This is a genomic window from Peribacillus sp. FSL E2-0218 (genome assembly GCF_037992945.1).
Lineage (GTDB): Bacteria > Bacillota > Bacilli > Bacillales > DSM-1321 > Peribacillus > Peribacillus simplex_B.
In genome coordinates, this window is record NZ_CP150304.1 from 1670756 (window position 1) to 1687811 (window position 17056).

Below are 17056 nucleotides of genomic sequence, written 5' to 3' on the forward strand. Positions count from 1 at the left end.
AAGCAGATTCGGATATAATTACAAATCCTATATCCGCTTAAAAGCTTATGTTGTAATAGAAAAATTCCACTTCATCTTAATTCGTGGGATGCAAAGAGGAGGGGCATGATGAAATTTTATACAATAAAATTGCCAAAAGTTCTGGGTAGTTTGGTAAGGGCTATGCTCGGAGCGTTTAAAAAGGGCTGATACTTATTCTACATGACACCTCTCGGATTTCCGGAGGTGTTATTTTTCGTGAATCCAGGGTTACCGAATGTGTGGCCATCCATTAATGGGAGATGATTTTCTAGATGCGGATATAAAAAAGTCTACGAAGCTATCAACCATCCCCATTAAATTGTCAGCCATTTCAAGTAAAAAGGCATCCTTAGAGGATGCCGTAACATTATACGCGTTCTACTTTGCCCGATTTAAGAGCTCTTGCAGAAACGTATACACGTTTAGGTTTACCGTCAACTAAAATACGCACTTTTTGAAGGTTAGCGCCCCATGTACGCTTGCTAGCGTTCATTGCGTGAGAGCGGCTGTTACCAGAACGAGTTCTTCTTCCAGTGATTACACATTTACGTGCCATGTTCAATTCCCTCCTAACTACACCAAGCTTAAGTTTTCACAGTCATCTTAAGTCTTTGTAAAATACTTTAATAATTTATCATACCTACCGTGAGAATGCAATACTTCAGTTAATTACTTTCAAGAAAAATACCTTGACATACAAACTGGAAAATTGAATTATATTAAGTACCGTAAGACAATTACTTTTAAAACCTCAGACATTATAGTAAAATGTCTTTAGTTGACTTGATTTTTTGGGAGGGAAAAGAGAAATGTCTATTGAATTACAAACGAAATATGGACAAATTGATATCTCTAATGATGTTATCGCAACCGTAGCAGGCGGAGCAGCAGTGGATTGCTACGGAATTATAGGAATGGCTTCCAAAAAACAATTTAAAGATGGCATTGCTGAAATTTTAAGAAAAGAAAACTTTACTAAGGGTGTAATTGTCCGTCAAGAAGAGGAAGAAGTTCATATCGATATGTATATCATCGTAAGCTATGGAACGAAAATCTCGGAAGTTGCGCATAATGTGCAATCGAAGGTAAAGTACACTCTGAACAAAACTGTAGGATTAGCGGTTGATTCCGTAAACATTTTTGTCCAGGGAGTTCGTGTGACGAACCCTTAAGTATAGGAGGAAAGTTTAGTGTCAATTACAAGTTTAAATGGAAAGCGCTTTGCAGAAATGATCATTCAAGGTGCCAATCATTTAGCGGCCAATGCCCAAATGGTTGATGCGTTGAATGTTTTCCCTGTCCCAGATGGAGATACCGGGACGAATATGAATTTATCGATGACTTCCGGAGCGAAGGAAGTGCAAAATAACGTCCAGGAACACATCGGAAAAGTGGGCACATCCCTTTCGAGAGGACTGCTGATGGGCGCTCGCGGCAATTCTGGTGTTATCCTTTCACAGTTGTTCCGCGGCTTTGCAAAAGCGATTGAACATAAATCGGAAATCAATAGTGAAGAATTCGCACAAGCTTTCGAAGCAGGCGTGCAAACAGCTTATAAGGCTGTAATGAAACCTGTCGAAGGAACCATTTTAACGGTTGCCAAAGATGCAGCCAAGCAAGCGGTTACATCTGCCGCCAGGCACCAAGACCTCATTCAGGTTATGGAAGAGATCGTAATCGAGGCCAATGCCTCACTGAAACGCACACCGGATCTGCTTCCGGTCTTGAAAGAGGTGGGAGTCGTCGACAGCGGCGGACAAGGCTTGGTGTTCGTATATGAAGGCTTCCTGGCCGAGCTGAAAGGTGAAGCCCTTCCAGCCCGTTCCGAACATGGCCCTAGCATGGATGACATGGTCAGTGCCGAGCATCACATGAACGTCCAAGGGCATATGAACACGGAAGATATCGTGTTTGGTTACTGCACGGAATTCATGGTCCGGTTAGAAAGTGACAAGCTGGCTAATAAATCATTTGATGAGGAAAAATTCCGAAATGATTTAAGTGAATACGGAGATTCATTATTAGTCATTTCAGATGATGAAGTTGTCAAAGTACATATTCATTCTGAACAGCCTGGAGAATGTCTTAATTATGGACAGCGATACGGTAGCTTAATCAAAATGAAAATCGATAATATGCGCGAACAGCATACTGCGATCGTGGGTGAAACGCAGACTCCGCTTCAAACGAAACCGGCAACGAAAGATAAATACGGAGTCGTGTCCGTTGCGATGGGTGCAGGAATCAGTGAATTGTTCAAAAGCATCGGCGCCAAGTCCGTCATCGAGGGCGGTCAGACGATGAATCCTAGCACGGAAGATATCGTTAAAGCGGTCGAAGAGGCAAATGCCGAGCATGTCATCATCTTGCCTAACAATAAAAATATCATTATGGCTGCCAACCAAGCAGCAGATGTCCTTGGAGATCATGTGACGGTCGTCCCGACGAAGACGGTACCACAGGGAATGGCTGCCTTGTTGGCATTCAATCCAACACTTGATGCTGCCGAGAATACACAAGCGATGAGCGAAGCCCTTTCGCATGTGAAAACCGGCCAGGTCACTTTTGCCGTACGTGATACCAATATTGATGGTCTAGCCATTGAGACGGGGGATTTCATGGGAATAGCTGAAGGAACCATCAAAGTGAAGGATAAAGACAAGACGCAAGCGGCAAAAGAACTTCTTACTGAAATGATTGACGAGGATGCCGAGATCCTGACGATATTATATGGAGAAGATGCCAATGCAGAAGAAGTCGAAAATCTTGTTGCATTCTGTAAGGAGAATTTCGAAGACGTTGAAGTTGAAGTCCATAATGGCAAACAACCTTTATATTCTTTCATTTTTTCAATTGAATAAGTAACCTTTCATGAAGCTAAAGCATGTTCCGTTTCTTTCTTAGGATCATGAACGAATAAAAGGCAAGAAACTGCATAAGTCATTAGGCTATGCAGTTTTATTTTTTTTTGCTGCTATTCGCTTATCCAGAGGGCGGGCTGCCTTATCGGCAAGAACGCTTGTTCAGTCTCAACTGTCCCCTGCCCGCTCAGGAGTCTCGCAATCAACCTTAACTAGTGTCGGTTAAAAAACAGCACTCTTTAGGAAAAGAGCCAATTTTTTGATGAACGGTATGAACGGCCTGAATGGAATTACGGCGAATTTGACGTTATTATTAATCTAACACCCAGCCTTTCCCTTGATTTCAATAGCTGAAGGAGGAGCAATGCATGAAATTCAGAAGTGTATTCGATATAATAGGTCCTGTTATGATTGGCCCCTCTAGTTCCCATACTGCCGGAGCGGCAAGAATTGGGAGGGTGGCCAGGAACTTATTCAACCGTGAACCGAAATGGGCACATATTTCTTTTTATGGATCGTTCGCTAAAACCTACAAAGGACATGGAACGGATGTAGCCATCGTAGGAGGTTTACTTGATTTTGATACATTCGATGAGAGAATTAAGGAATCGTTGGAAATAGCACGTAAAAAGAAAATTAAAATTGCTTTCCGGGAAGAAGAAGCAGTCCCTGAACATCCCAATACAGCAAAAATAACGGTGGGGGATGAGGATGGGGAACTTGAACTCGTCGGAATATCGATTGGCGGGGGGAAAATTGAAATTGTCGAATTGAATGGGTTTAAGTTGAGGCTTTCGGGCCACAACCCTGCCATACTGGTCGTGCATGATGACAGATTCGGGGCCATTGCCAGTGTTTCTAACATTTTGGCTAAGCATCGAATCAATATTGGCCAGATGGAAGTTTCCCGTAAAGAAAAAGGCAAGATGGCGCTGATGACGATTGAAGTGGACCAAAACCTTGAGGATCAAGTCATTGCTGAAATTACGGCACTCCCCAACATCACTCAGGTAGCGAGGATTGTTGATTGATAAGGAAATCGATTCGTTCCCACATAGGAAGGAGAAGATACCATGTTTCGAAATGTTGCGGAATTGATAGAATTAGCTGAATCAAAACAGAAAAAAATATCAAATTTGATGATAGAACAGGAAATGGAAGTGACGGGCAGGACACGTGAACAAATCATCCACCAGATGGGGGTCAATCTGGATGTGATGGAACAGGCTGTTGAAAAGGGCCTCCAAGGTGTCCGGTCCGTTTCCGGCCTTACAGGCGGTGATGCAGTCCTGCTTCAGGATTATATTAATTCCGGGAATTCCCTATCCGGTGAATTGTTGTTGGATGCGGTCAGCAAGGCCGTGGCCACAAACGAAGTGAACGCGGCCATGGGAACCATTTGTGCGACCCCCACTGCCGGATCGGCCGGGGTGGTGCCAGGAACCCTTTTTGCGTTGCAAAACAAACTAAAACCGAATCGGGAACAAAAAATCGAGTTCTTATTCACGGCAGGTGCCTTTGGCTTTGTTGTTGCGAACAATGCTTCAATTTCCGGGGCAGCGGGTGGCTGTCAGGCAGAGGTTGGTTCCGCTTCGGGAATGGCAGCGGCTGCAATTGTTGAAATGGCAGGGGGAACACCTGCGCAAAGCGCTGAAGCTATGGCGATTACGCTAAAGAACATGCTTGGTCTTGTATGTGACCCGGTTGCCGGGCTTGTGGAGGTACCTTGTGTGAAACGGAATGCGATGGGGGCGGCCAATGCAATGGTTGCCGCTGATATGGCGTTGGCGGGGATTACAAGCCGTATACCATGTGATGAAGTGATTGATGCGATGTACAAGATCGGGCAGACGATGCCATCGGCTCTTAGGGAAACTGCACAAGGAGGATTAGCGGCTACACCGACTGGACGGGAGTTGGAAGCGAAGATTTTTGGCTTGCCGCTTAACAAAAAGTGACCTCCGCCATTTTTGAGCCGATAACGGCAGTGAAAGGGATCGGGAGCGAAACGGCGGCAGCCCTGGAGGAAATGGAGATCCATACCGTCAAGAATCTCCTTGAACATCTTCCATATCGTTATGAAGATTACCGTTTGAGGGACTTGGAAACGGTAGAACATGACGAGCGCGTCACCGTAGAAGGAAAGATTCATACCGTGCCCACATTAGGGTACTTTGGAAAGAAAAAATCGAGGCTGACGATTAAATTATTGACCGGGAGATATTTAATAAATGTCATATTTTTCAACCAGCCATATTTGAAACCGAAACTTGCGATAGGGGAAACCATAACGGTAACTGGAAAATGGGATCGTCATCGCCAAACCATTACAGGCTCAGAGTGCCTTATTGGCAATCACAGTCGGGAGAAAGAATTTGAACCGGTTTATTCCGTGAAGGGCAGCATTACGGTTAAAGGTTTGCGCCGCTTTATCTCCAATGCTTTTACCCAGTATGGGTCCATGATTGAAGAGAATTTGCCTCCGCAATTGTTGGCGACATACAAATTGATGCCGCGTAAGGATGCTCTTCGCATGATGCATTTTCCTATATCCGCTGATGATATCAAGAAAGCGCGGCGCCGATTTGTGTATGAGGAATTTTTATTGTTTCAATTGAAAATGCAGGCATTGCGTAAAGTGCAGCGGGAGCAATCAAAAGGAATCGGTCAGGAATTTGACATCAAGTCGGTGGAAGCCTTCATAGAAACGCTTCCTTTTCCATTAACACATGCTCAAAACCGTGTTGTCGATGAAATCTTGAATGACATGAAATCCCCTTATCGGATGAATCGCCTTCTTCAAGGCGATGTTGGATCAGGAAAAACGGTTGTGGCTGCGATCTGCCTGAAGGCGGCGATTACAGCGGGTTTCCAAGGCGCCCTTATGGTCCCGACCGAAATCCTGGCTGAGCAGCATACGCAATCATTGAAAGCGATGCTTGAACCGACCGGAGTGAAAGTAGCGTTATTGACCAGTTCGGTGAAGGGCAAAAAACGCCGGGAGCTATTACAAATGCTGGAATCCGGGGAGATCGACCTTTTGATCGGAACGCATGCTTTGATTCAGGATGAGGTGAATTTTCAAAACCTCGGTCTTGTCATAACAGATGAACAACATCGTTTTGGGGTGGAGCAGCGTCGGATCCTCCGTGAAAAAGGTGCGAATCCAGATGTTCTATTCATGACGGCAACACCGATTCCGCGTACGCTCGCGATTACCGTTTTTGGCGAAATGGATGTCTCGACGATAGATGAAATGCCGGCTGGGCGCAAGGCGATTGAAACGTATTGGGCAAAACATCAAATGCTTGACCGGATATTGACTTTTGTTGAAAAGGAACTTAAAAAAGGACGGCAGGCCTACGTCATCTGTCCATTGATCGAGGAATCGGAAAAGCTTGATTCTTTGCAAAATGTTCTGGATGTCCATGCCATGCTGACACAATACTTTGCCAATCGCTATAAAGTGGGGCTCATGCATGGACGCCTTCCCGCGGATGAAAAAGACGAGGTCATGCAGCAGTTCAGCGTAAATGCTGCGCAAATCCTCGTCTCTACGACCGTTGTCGAGGTAGGAGTCAATGTTCCAAATGCAACGGTAATGGTCATCTATGATGCAGAACGTTTTGGACTTTCACAGCTGCATCAGCTGCGGGGAAGGGTTGGGCGGGGAAGTGATCAGTCCTTTTGCATCCTCCTGGCAGATCCGAAAACGGAGGTCGGAAAAGAACGGATGAAAATCATGACAGAAACAAATGATGGCTTTGTCCTCTCCGAGAAAGATTTGGAACTTCGTGGCCCAGGTGATTTCTTTGGCAAAAAGCAAAGCGGCCTTCCGGAGTTCAAAGTGGCTGACATGGTCCACGATTACAGGACCTTGGAAGTGGCGCGCGAGGATGCCGCAAAACTGATTGCCTCCCAAAGCTTTTGGCATTCCCGGGAGTATGCACCGTTGCGTACCTATTTAGAGGGGACAGGGGTATTTACGGGAGAAAAGCTGGACTGAAATAATGAAAATCATTAGCAGATTGCGAGAATTTCCACATTATCTTGCAATCTGTTTTTAAAATATATATACTACTATTAGTACCTAGTCATAATACTACGGATGGTGACCTTCAAATGCGAAGAAACAAGAAGGAACGCCAGCAATTATTAATCGATACGATTAAACAGAATCCTTTTGTAACGGATGAGGAGCTGGCTGAAAAATATTCGGTGAGCGTCCAGACAATTAGGCTTGATCGTCTTGAATTATCGATACCTGAACTGCGTGAACGCATTAAGAACGTAGCCGAGAAAAAATTCAGTGACGAAATCAGGGCTTTGCCTTTGGATGAAATCATCGGGGAAGTAATAGATCTCAATTTAGATGACAATGCCATTTCGATTTTGGATATAAAAAAAGAACATGTCTTCAAGCGGAACGGAATTGCCAGGGGGCATCACCTTTTTGCCCAAGCGAATTCATTAGCAGTGGCAGTCATGAATGATGAATTGGCACTGACAGCAAAGGCATCCATTTTATTTACTCGTTCCGTAAAGGAAAATGAAAGAGTGGTAGCCAAAGCGAAGGTTAAAAGCGTGGACCATACCAATGATCGATCAGTGGTGGAGGTCAGAAGCTACGTAGGTAATGAGCTGGTTTTTAAAGGCGAGTTCGAAATGTATCGCTCTTAACTTTCTAGTAAAGGATGAATGAACATGAAAATCACGATAGATGCAATGGGCGGAGATCACGCGCCTAAAGCACAGGTTTTAGGTGCGATGAAAGCTGTCGAGGCTTTTTCCGATGTGGAAATCACCTTGGTCGGGAATGAAGCCGAGATCAACCAAGACTTGATCAAACATGGCCGGATAAAGGTCGTACATACTGAAGATAAAATATTGAGTACCGATGAGCCTGTTCGGGCGGTTCGCCGCAAGAAAAGTGCCTCGATGGTATTGGCTGCACAACAAGTGGCAGATGGGGATGCCGACGCATGCATTTCATCAGGCAATACAGGAGCGCTTATGGCTGCAGGTTTGTTTGTTGTCGGAAGAATCGATGGCATCGAACGTCCGGCATTGGCACCGACACTGCCGACAATTGACGGAAAAGGATTTGTCCTGCTTGATGTGGGCGCTAACTCCGATGCGAAACCCGAGCATCTGCTGCAATTCGCGATAATGGGTTCCGTGTATGCCCAAAAAGTACGCGGAATAGATAAGCCGCGTGTCGGGCTATTGAATATCGGGACAGAAGAAAAAAAGGGGAATGAATTGACCAAGCATGCTTTCTCACTGCTGCAGCAGTCATCGGAAATCTCCTTTATTGGTAATGTTGAAGCACGAGACCTTCTAAATGGACCGGCCGATGTGGTCGTTACGGATGGATTCACGGGAAATATGGTGTTGAAGACACTGGAAGGTACGGCTATGAGCGTGTTCACCATGTTGAAATCGGCTTTGATGAGCAACTTGAAGAGCAAGTTGGCTGCTGCCATGGTGAAGCCGGAATTAAAGGTCATTAAAAATCAAATGGACTATTCGGAGTATGGCGGTGCAGGATTGTTCGGCCTGAAGGCTCCTGTCATCAAGGCGCATGGATCTTCGGATGCGAATGCCATCTATAATGCGATACGCCAGACTCGCGACATGGTTGGTCATGACGTCATCCCGACCATTGCGAAGACGATAGAAAAACAATAATAAATCATAGAGGCAGGGGAGTAACAGATGGGTAAAATTGCTTTTGTCTTTCCAGGACAAGGTTCACAATCAATAGGAATGGGGCTAAGCTTATATCAGGAAAACGAGCGTGCTCAGCAGATTTTTCGAACAGCGGATGAAAAACTTGATTTACCGCTATCTGAACTTATCTTTAATGGTACACAGCAGGAATTGACGGTAACCTACAATGCACAGCCAGCTTTATTGACTACAAGTTATGCGCTGGTCAGCGCTTTGGAAGAAGCGGGAATCAAAGCGGATTATACAGCGGGCCATAGCTTGGGTGAATATACGGCTTTAGTGGCAGCTGGTGCCATCTCTTTTGAAGATGCCGTATATACCGTTCGTAAACGTGGGGAGTTCATGGAAGCGGCTGTGCCGAATGGTCAAGGTTCAATGGCAGCGGTGCTTGGCATGGATCGTGAAGCTCTGGCTGAAGTGACTTCTGAAATATCTGCCGCAGGCGAATCCGTCCAATTGGCCAATATAAATTGTCCGGGGCAAATCGTCATTTCCGGTACGGCTGAAGGGGTTAAACTGGCCAGTGCAAAAGCGAAGGGAAATGGAGCCAAAAGGGCACTTCCCCTTGAAGTGAGCGGCCCCTTCCATTCTGAATTGATGAAACCAGCGGCAGAAAAACTACAAGGTGTCCTGGAGGAAGTGACCATCCAGCAAGCAGCTATTCCCGTCATTTCGAATGTAACGGCCAAGCCGATTACTGAACCTGTAGAAATTAAAGGGAAATTAATTGAGCAGCTGTATTCCCCAGTACTTTGGGAGGACAGCGTCAGAACATTGCTTGATTTGGGTGTCGATACGTTCATCGAGGTAGGACCGGGGAAAGTTTTGGGCGGATTGATCAAGAAGATTGACCGTTCCGTGCAAATCCATTCCGTATCCGATCTAGAAACCCTTACTAAAACGGTTGAAACATTAAAGGAGGCACAAGCATGATCCTCAAAGGCAAAAAGGCACTCGTAACGGGAGCGTCAAGGGGCATTGGCAGGGAAGTGGCGTTAGAGCTTGCCCATCAGGGAGCGGATGTTGCCATCAATTATTCCGGCAGTGAAGCGAAAGCGAATGAAGTGGTCGATGAAATCAAGGCTTTGGGCCGTGAAGCATTCGCCATTCAATGCGATGTTGCCAATGGTGAATCAGTGACTAACATGGTCAAAGAAGTCGTCGAACGGTTCGGCCGCGTGGATATCCTGGTAAACAATGCCGGAATCACACGCGATAACTTATTGATGCGCATGAAAGAAGATGAGTGGGATGCAGTGATCAATACGAACCTTAAAGGCGTTTTCCTTTGCACAAAAGCGGTCACCAGGCAAATGATGAAGCAGCGCAGCGGCAGGATCATAAATATGGCATCGATCGTCGGCGTAAGCGGAAATGCAGGTCAGGCCAATTATGTGGCGGCGAAGGCGGGCGTAATCGGCCTGACCAAAACCACTGCGAAGGAACTTGCTTCAAGAGGGATAACGGTCAATGCGATTGCTCCCGGCTTCATCTCGACTGATATGACTGGGGAATTGCCTGAAGATGTCCAAAAAGCGATGCTGGACCAAATTCCACTGGCGCGTTTCGGTGACCCTAAAGAAGTCGCATCTGTCGCATCTTTCCTTGCTTCAGACTCCAGCAAATATATGACTGGACAAACACTTCATGTAGATGGCGGCATGGTTATGTAAGTTTTCTTTGATTTTTTTCGAATTTAATTTATAATGTCTTGAGGGGAGGTGAACAAATTGGCAGATGTATTAGAAAGAGTAACGAAAATCGTTGTGGATCGTTTGAACGTAGAAGAATCAGAAGTGAAACTTGAAGCTTCTTTCAAAGAAGATCTTGGTGCCGATTCCCTAGATGTAGTTGAACTAGTCATGGAATTCGAAGACGAGTTCGATATGGAAATTTCGGACGACGACGCTGAAAAAATCGCCACAGTAGGTGATGCTGTGAATTACATACAAAGCACTATGTAATGTATGGTCTTTTGACTAAAAGCTCCGTTTTTAACGGGGCTTTCTCTTGTAATGAAAGAAGTTTAAGGAAAGCTGCTTGATATAAGGGAATGATGATTGGCTAAAGCAAGCTTCTTGCTGCCTGACAGTGGTTGACGGTTAGTTTTCTTTAAGCGAATTATCATGTATGATGGTACATAGGAAAGCTTGACAGGAATTCCTGCCAGGTTTCTTTTTATATATTGGAAAAATATGCTTTTTTGAACCGTTGTGGAGGGTTTTAAGTGATACGTAGGAACGGAAATAATCGTAAACCATCAATCAAGGATAATAAATTTAAACAGTTGCAAGAAAGTCTTGGTTTTCATTTTCAGGATGAAAATTTATTGAAACAAGCTTTTACACATTCATCTTATGTGAATGAGCATCGCCGTAAGCCTTATGAAGATAACGAAAGGCTTGAATTCTTGGGAGACGCTGTACTGGAACTGACCATCTCTAAATACTTGTATCAAAAATACCCGATGATGAGCGAGGGCGAACTGACCAAATTAAGGGCAGCCATCGTGTGCGAACCCTCGCTTGTTGCTTTTGCCAATAGTCTTTCCTACGGGGAATATGTATTACTCGGAAAAGGGGAAGAAATGACAGGCGGAAGGGAACGGCCTGCGATGTTAGCGGATGTATTCGAAGCATATATCGGGGCGTTGTACCTTGACCAAGGGTTGGAGTCGGTTGTGCAGTTTTTGAATAATGTTGTGTTTCCGAAGATAGACGAGGGTGCTTTTTCTCATGTGATGGATTATAAAAGCCAGCTTCAAGAGCTGATCCAGCGTGATGCTATCGGTGTCCTGCAATATAAAATCCTGCAGGAGAAAGGGCCGGCCCATAACCGGGAGTTCGTTTCCACCGTCTCTTTGAACGGGGTAGAGCTCGGCACTGGTTTAGGAAAGTCCAAAAAAGAAGCGGAGCAGCATGCAGCCGAGCATGCATTGATCGTCTTAAAAGAAAAAAATCAACAAGATAGTTGAACAGTAGAGGAGGAAAGGTCATGTTCCTCAAACGCTTGGACGTTGTAGGATTTAAATCTTTCGCAGAGAAGATATCGATTGATTTTGTACCTGGTGTCACGGCAGTGGTTGGACCGAACGGAAGCGGTAAAAGCAATGTGACCGATGCAGTCCGATGGGTACTTGGAGAGCAGTCTGCGAAATCGCTTCGTGGCGCAAAAATGGAAGATATCATTTTTTCGGGGAGTGACACGAGGAAAGCGTTGAATTTTGCAGAAGTATCCTTGACCCTTGATAACGAGACCAATTCCCTGCCGATAGACTTTCATGAAGTAAGCGTGACGAGAAGGGTATACCGATCGGGAGAAAGTGAATTTTTCATTAATAATCAAGGATGCCGCTTGAAAGACATCATAGATTTGTTCATGGATTCAGGCCTTGGCCGTGAAGCGTTTTCGATAATCAGTCAGGGGAAAGTCGAAGAAATCCTAAGCAGCAAAGCAGAAGAAAGACGTGTGATCTTTGAAGAAGCAGCAGGTGTCCTCAAATATAAAACAAGAAAACGAAAAGCGGAATCGAAGCTGACTGAAACACAGGATAATTTGAACCGTGTCCATGATATCCTCCATGAATTGGAGGGGCAGGTTGAACCCTTAAAAATCCAATCCTCCCTTGCCAAGGAATTTTTGGAGAAAAAAGACGAGCTTGAACAAATTGAAGTTGCTTTAACCGTGTTTGAAATTGAAGAACTTTATGAAAAATGGGAAAAGCTGTCCCATGATCTAGAAAAGCATAATGAAATGGAGCAGCAAATGGCAGGGCAGCTTCATGAACGGGAAGCGCATCTCAAAAAGCTCCGGGATAATCTGGCTACGCTCGAAACATCAATCAATGAGCTTCAGGAGATTCTCCTGAACGCGAGTGAGGAACTTGAAAAGCTTGAAGGCCGTAAAGAAGTATTGAAGGAACGGAAAAAAAATGCTGCCCAAAACAAATCACAGCTTGAAAGAGCGATCGTGGAAGGCGAGACCATGGTCAAGCGCCTCTCTGTCCAACAGCAAAGTGAAAGGGAAATCCTCCATGCGCTGCATTCGGAAGTGAACGGCATCCAGGAAACCTTATATGAAAAACAAAAAAGCCTGGGGCTTTTCAATAGCGATATCGAAGCCGTGATTGAAGCGAAAAAAAGTGATTATATTGAGTGGCTGAACAAGCAGGCAACGGCCAAGAACGAAAAACAGTATCTGCTTCAGCAGCTCACGCAGCAGGAGCATAAAAACGTTAAACTGGATTCGGAAAATGAAAAGTTCCTAATTGAAAGAAATGATATCACCGCAAAAAAACGGGAGTATTCACAGCGGATGGACAAGGTGACCAAGCAGCTTGAAGAGCATGTCTCGGTTTTCAGGAATCAGCAGAATAAACTGGATGCGGCTAAAGATGTGTATCAAAAGCAAGAAACCACTCTTTATAAAGCTTATCAATTCCTTCAACAGGCCAAGTCTCGCAAAGAGCTTCTTGAAGAAATGGAAGAAGACTATGCAGGCTTCTTTCAAGGTGTTAAAGAAGTTTTGAAAGCGAAAGAAAAGCTTTCAGGCATTGAAGGCGCAGTCGCAGAGTTGATAAAGGTGCCAAAGGAGTATGAAACGGCCATCGAAACGGCCCTGGGCGGAGCGATGCAGCATGTTGTCGTCGAACGCGAAGAGCATGCACGTGAAGCCATTTCCTTCTTGAAGAAGAATAGATATGGACGTGCTACGTTCTTGCCGTTATCCGTCATAAAGGCAAGGGAAATTTCATCAAGTCAATTATCGATGCTGAAAAGCCATGCAGCATTTGTCGGGACAGGCTCCTCTTTGATCCAATATGATGTCAGGCATGCTGCAATCGCCGAAAACCTGCTAGGAACGGTCATCATCACCACCGATTTAAAGGGTGCGAACGACCTGGCCAAAATGATGCAGCATCGCTTTCGTTTCGTAACGCTCGAAGGCGATATCGTCAATCCAGGCGGTTCAATGACTGGTGGGGCGCTAAAGCAAAAAACGACCTCTCTGCTTTCAAGGAAGACCGAATTGGAAGAACTCCATCAAAAACTTTCCGCAATGGAAGCAAAAACGAACCAGCTGGAAAAGCAGGTCAAACAGCTGAAAGTGGATGTCGGTGTTCAAGAGCAAACGCTTGAACAAACGAGAAAAACGGGGGAGGATCTCCGGTTACAGGAGCAAACCCTGAAGGGCGAACTGCGTGAAGTCGAATTGCAGGAAAGAAACGTTAATGACCGGCTTCACCTGTATGATTTGGATAAAAACTCTTATTTGGAAGAGCAACAACAAAAAATGGCCAGATTGGAAGAGTTGGAAGAGTTATTGAAGTCATGCAAAACGGAAATCGAAGCGCTTGACAAGTTGATTTCAGACATGACAGCACAAAAACAATCTCAACAATCTTCAAAAGAAAGTCTTGCTGAAGAAACGAATGAGCTAAAGGTAACACTGGCGTCCAAGCGTGGGCTGCTGCAAAACCAAAAAGAAAAATTGGAACGCATTGAATTTGATCTTGCAAAGGAAACGAGCAAGCTTGCCGAAAATAAAGATGACTTGGGGCTTCTGACAAATGAAATGACGGACAGTTCAAGCGGCGAAGAGACACTCGAGGATATGGCCCAGCAAAAATTGCTTGATAAAAACGGGGCCATTGAAGGGATTGCCAGTAAAAAACAAGAGAAAAATGAGCTTCTTTCACAAGTTGAAACGCTTGAATTGGCCTTGAAGGAAGAAAATAGGGTTTATAAAGGCGTTATCGAAGTGATAAAAGATGAAGAGGTCAAATTAACTCGGTTGGACATGGAACTTGAAAATCGCCTTGACCATTTAAGGGAAGAGTATACGCTATCCTATGAAGGGGCCAAGGAACGGTATCCATTGATGCTCCCTGTAGAAGAAGCACGCAAAAAAGTGAAGCTCATCAAGCTGGCGATCGAGGAATTGGGGACGGTCAATCTAGGTGCGATCGAGGAATACGCCCGTGTAGCTGAACGCTATGAATTCCTGATGAGTCAAAAGGAAGATCTCCAACAGGCAAAAGACACATTATTCCAAGTCATAGATGAGATGGATGATGAGATGAAACGTCGCTTTGCTGATACCTTCTATTCGATACGGGAGCAATTCGAACAGGTGTTCAAAGCTTTATTTGGCGGGGGAAGAGCGGAGCTGAAGCTGACGAATCCCGATGATCTGCTGCATACAGGGGTAGATATCATTGCACAGCCACCAGGTAAAAAACTGCAGAACTTAAGTCTTTTATCCGGGGGAGAACGGGCACTGACGGCAATTGCCCTATTATTCTCCATCCTGAAAGTGAGGCCGGTGCCTTTCTGTATCCTTGATGAGGTCGAGGCAGCACTCGATGAGGCGAATGTCGTCCGGTTCAGCCAATTCTTAAGGAAGTTCAGCAGGGAAACGCAGTTTATCGTCATCACCCACCGGAAAGGTACGATGGAAGAGGCTGATGTCCTCTACGGGATTACGATGCAGGAGTCAGGTGTGTCCAAGCTTGTTTCTGTCCGGATGGAAGAGTCGGAAAACTTTATCGAAGTGTAAATTCATGAATGAGAGGAAGTGGGACAATGAGTTTTTTCAAGAAGCTAAAAGAGAAGTTTACGACCCAGGAAGAGAAGGAAAAAGAAATAGAGGTACAAGAAATCTCCATAGGGGAGAAATTCAAGCAAGGTTTGACGAAGACGAGGAATTCCTTTACTGGAAGAGTTAATGAGCTTGTTGCCCGTTACCGGAAAGTGGATGAGGACTTTTTTGAAGAACTTGAAGAAATCCTGATTCAAGCTGACGTGGGCTTCGACACCGTCATGGAATTGATCGATCAATTAAAAACGGAGGTCAAACTCCGCAATATCTCGGACACACGGGAAGTGCAGTCTGTCATTTCAGAAAAGCTTGTGGACATCTACCAAGGTGATGACGGTGATACCTCAAGCCTGAACATCCAAGAAGAAGGTTTGACGGTCATTTTGTTTGTCGGTGTGAATGGGGTAGGTAAAACGACGACAATCGGTAAACTTGCTCATAAGTTCAAGAGTGAGGGTAAATCGGTTGTACTGGCAGCGGGGGATACATTCCGTGCTGGCGCAATCGAACAGCTTGAAGTATGGGGGGAGCGCGTCGGTGTCAGTGTAATCAAACAAGGTGAAGGGTCCGATCCCGCTGCGGTCATGTTCGATGCCGTTCAGGCTGCCAAGGCAAGAAAAGCGGACATTCTGATATGTGATACGGCCGGACGCTTACAGAACAAAGTGAACTTAATGAAGGAATTGGAAAAAGTGAAACGCGTAATCGAACGCGAAGTACCGGGTGCCCCACATGAGGTGCTCCTTGCCCTTGATGCAACAACCGGACAAAATGCCCTGATTCAGGCCAAGACATTCAAAGAAGCGACGAATGTCTCGGGAATTGTTTTAACAAAGCTAGACGGCACGGCAAAAGGCGGAATTGTTTTGGCGATTCGCAATGAGCTGGCCATTCCCGTTAAATTCGTCGGACTTGGTGAAAAAATGGACGACCTTCAGGAATTCGATGCCGAAAAATATGTTTACGGCCTATTTGCTGATATCATTGATAAAGAAGAGCTTTGAATATAACTTAGTAAGCCGGAAGAGATTATTCTCTTCCGGTTTTTTGTTGATACTATAGTATTTAAGGGAAAAACCATTCACCGTTTTATAAGTAGGCGAGGAAACATTTTGAGCAAATATGAGATTGAAAAATAATACGCCAACGTTGGAAGAATACATATATTTGTGTGCTTCTGTGGGATGGGCCGATTATATGAATTTTGAAGCGGAGGAAATATTACTAAGGAACTCCATCCACTGCCTTACAGTCAGAGATCAAAGTCATGTTGTGGGCATGGGGCCGTCTATTTCTATGTTCAAGATATCGTGGTTCATCCAGATTATCAGAAAAAAGGTATTGGAAAGGAGATCATGGATCATTGGGTGGGGTACTTGAATACCCATGCGCCAGATAAGGCATTTATCGGTTTGTTTGCTTCGCACGGTAAACACTCTTTCTATGAAAAATATCGTTTTAAAGATTATTCTCCTAATATGATGGGGATGTTTACTGTAATTTCAAGATAGATATATTTTAAAAATCGGACATGACTGTCGATCAAAGCATCGGATATCGAAGACAAGCGTTTTAACCGTCCATATAGCTGCTCCAGAGGGGAATGGCTGATCTTTAGACTTATTTCCTTTTATGGAGCCTATCGTCGCCATAATGAAGAAATGGACGCACTTCCTCTCGACGGTCAATTTTAAAAGAAGAGCAGGAATGGTCACGATAGGGGTAGCCGCCGCTGTCCTTGGAGGCAATCGGCCGGACACACGCGGATTCAAAACACAGGGAAACCTCGGCGTCTTTCCGACCTTTCCCTGTTTATTTGTGCAATTGAAATTTGGCTTACA

At 44.9% G+C, this 17056-nt stretch carries 15 protein-coding genes and 1 pseudogene; 15 read left to right on the forward strand and 1 reads right to left on the reverse strand.

Going from position 1 to position 17056, the window contains the following annotated elements; all coding sequences use genetic code 11:
• Positions 1-108: 108 nt before the first annotated feature.
• Positions 109-189 (forward strand): stage V sporulation protein SpoVM, encoded by an 81-nt coding sequence (spoVM, locus tag MHI53_RS08050; RefSeq protein ID WP_034313769.1) that lies wholly within the window; start codon positions 109-111, stop codon positions 187-189.
• Between the two features lie 199 nt (positions 190-388).
• On the opposite strand, the gene rpmB is transcribed toward spoVM, so the two are convergent.
• Positions 389-577, reverse strand: coding sequence for a 50S ribosomal protein L28 (gene rpmB / locus MHI53_RS08055; protein ID WP_034313767.1), 189 nt, complete (start codon positions 575-577; stop codon positions 389-391).
• A gap of 253 nt (positions 578-830) precedes the next feature.
• Here rpmB and MHI53_RS08060 point away from each other — a divergent pair, with 253 nt between their 5' ends.
• From MHI53_RS08060 to MHI53_RS08125, 14 genes and pseudogenes are all read left to right on the forward strand, one after another.
• Positions 831-1193: an Asp23/Gls24 family envelope stress response protein gene (locus MHI53_RS08060; protein ID WP_061144584.1), complete on the forward strand. Its 363-nt coding sequence runs from the start codon at positions 831-833 to the stop codon at positions 1191-1193.
• Positions 1194-1211: 18 nt separating this feature from the next.
• Positions 1212-2882, forward strand: coding sequence for a DAK2 domain-containing protein (locus tag MHI53_RS08065; protein ID WP_340373185.1), 1671 nt, complete (start codon positions 1212-1214; stop codon positions 2880-2882).
• 368 nt (positions 2883-3250) lie between these two features.
• Positions 3251-3913, forward strand: coding sequence for an L-serine ammonia-lyase, iron-sulfur-dependent subunit beta (sdaAB, locus tag MHI53_RS08070; RefSeq protein WP_061144586.1), 663 nt, complete (start codon positions 3251-3253; stop codon positions 3911-3913).
• Positions 3914-3955: 42 nt separating this feature from the next.
• Entirely contained in the window at positions 3956-4840 is an 885-nt protein-coding gene (sdaAA, locus tag MHI53_RS08075) for an L-serine ammonia-lyase, iron-sulfur-dependent, subunit alpha (RefSeq protein ID WP_061144587.1), read from the forward strand.
• On the forward strand, positions 4837-6888 hold the full coding sequence (gene recG / locus MHI53_RS08080) for an ATP-dependent DNA helicase RecG (RefSeq protein WP_061144588.1): 2052 nt from the start codon (positions 4837-4839) through the stop codon (positions 6886-6888). Before sdaAA ends, recG begins: the two co-directional genes overlap by 4 nt.
• Before the next feature lie 116 nt (positions 6889-7004).
• Positions 7005-7562 carry a transcription factor FapR gene (gene fapR, locus MHI53_RS08085; RefSeq protein WP_061144589.1) on the forward strand — a complete coding sequence of 186 codons (558 nt, stop codon included), beginning with the start codon at positions 7005-7007 and terminating at the stop codon, positions 7560-7562.
• Positions 7563-7586: 24 nt separating this feature from the next.
• Positions 7587-8573 carry a phosphate acyltransferase PlsX gene (plsX, locus tag MHI53_RS08090; protein ID WP_061144590.1) on the forward strand — a complete coding sequence of 329 codons (987 nt, stop codon included), beginning with the start codon at positions 7587-7589 and terminating at the stop codon, positions 8571-8573.
• 27 nt (positions 8574-8600) lie between these two features.
• Complete coding sequence (gene fabD / locus MHI53_RS08095; protein WP_340373186.1) at positions 8601-9548, forward strand: ACP S-malonyltransferase; 948 nt, start codon at positions 8601-8603, stop codon at positions 9546-9548.
• A complete protein-coding gene (fabG, locus tag MHI53_RS08100) occupies positions 9545-10288 on the forward strand; it encodes a 3-oxoacyl-[acyl-carrier-protein] reductase (RefSeq protein WP_340373187.1) in 744 nt (247 codons plus the stop codon). Before fabD ends, fabG begins: the two co-directional genes overlap by 4 nt.
• 57 nt (positions 10289-10345) lie before the next feature.
• Positions 10346-10579 carry an acyl carrier protein gene (locus tag MHI53_RS08105; protein ID WP_034313729.1) on the forward strand — a complete coding sequence of 78 codons (234 nt, stop codon included), beginning with the start codon at positions 10346-10348 and terminating at the stop codon, positions 10577-10579.
• A 266-nt stretch (positions 10580-10845) separates the two neighbouring features.
• Positions 10846-11589, forward strand: coding sequence for a ribonuclease III (gene rnc, locus MHI53_RS08110; protein WP_061144737.1), 744 nt, complete (start codon positions 10846-10848; stop codon positions 11587-11589).
• Between the two features lie 20 nt (positions 11590-11609).
• Entirely contained in the window at positions 11610-15173 is a 3564-nt protein-coding gene (gene smc / locus MHI53_RS08115) for a chromosome segregation protein SMC (RefSeq protein WP_340373188.1), read from the forward strand.
• A 26-nt stretch (positions 15174-15199) separates the two neighbouring features.
• Positions 15200-16219, forward strand: a complete 1020-nt coding sequence (gene ftsY / locus MHI53_RS08120) for a signal recognition particle-docking protein FtsY (RefSeq protein ID WP_061144594.1) — start codon at positions 15200-15202, stop codon at positions 16217-16219.
• A 118-nt stretch (positions 16220-16337) separates the two neighbouring features.
• Positions 16338-16726, forward strand: a pseudogene (locus MHI53_RS08125) (GNAT family N-acetyltransferase).
• Positions 16727-17056 lie beyond the last annotated feature (330 nt).

Bases quoted from the DNA above. Each gene is read 5' to 3' on its own strand.
- MHI53_RS08060 (WP_061144584.1), top strand. From the start codon at position 831: ATGTCTATTGAATTACAAACGAAATATGGACAAATTGATATCTCTAAT.
- sdaAB (WP_061144586.1), top strand. From the start codon at position 3,251: ATGAAATTCAGAAGTGTATTCGATATAATAGGTCCTGTTATGATTGGC.
- fapR (WP_061144589.1), top strand. From the start codon at position 7,005: ATGCGAAGAAACAAGAAGGAACGCCAGCAATTATTAATCGATACGATT.
- fabD (WP_340373186.1), top strand. From the start codon at position 8,601: ATGGGTAAAATTGCTTTTGTCTTTCCAGGACAAGGTTCACAATCAATA.
- smc (WP_340373188.1), top strand. From the start codon at position 11,610: ATGTTCCTCAAACGCTTGGACGTTGTAGGATTTAAATCTTTCGCAGAG.
- sdaAA (WP_061144587.1), top strand. From the start codon at position 3,956: ATGTTTCGAAATGTTGCGGAATTGATAGAATTAGCTGAATCAAAACAG.
- ftsY (WP_061144594.1), top strand. From the start codon at position 15,200: ATGAGTTTTTTCAAGAAGCTAAAAGAGAAGTTTACGACCCAGGAAGAG.
- fabG (WP_340373187.1), top strand. From the start codon at position 9,545: ATGATCCTCAAAGGCAAAAAGGCACTCGTAACGGGAGCGTCAAGGGGC.
- spoVM (WP_034313769.1), top strand. From the start codon at position 109: ATGAAATTTTATACAATAAAATTGCCAAAAGTTCTGGGTAGTTTGGTA.
- rpmB (WP_034313767.1), bottom strand. From the start codon at position 577: ATGGCACGTAAATGTGTAATCACTGGAAGAAGAACTCGTTCTGGTAAC.
- plsX (WP_061144590.1), top strand. From the start codon at position 7,587: ATGAAAATCACGATAGATGCAATGGGCGGAGATCACGCGCCTAAAGCA.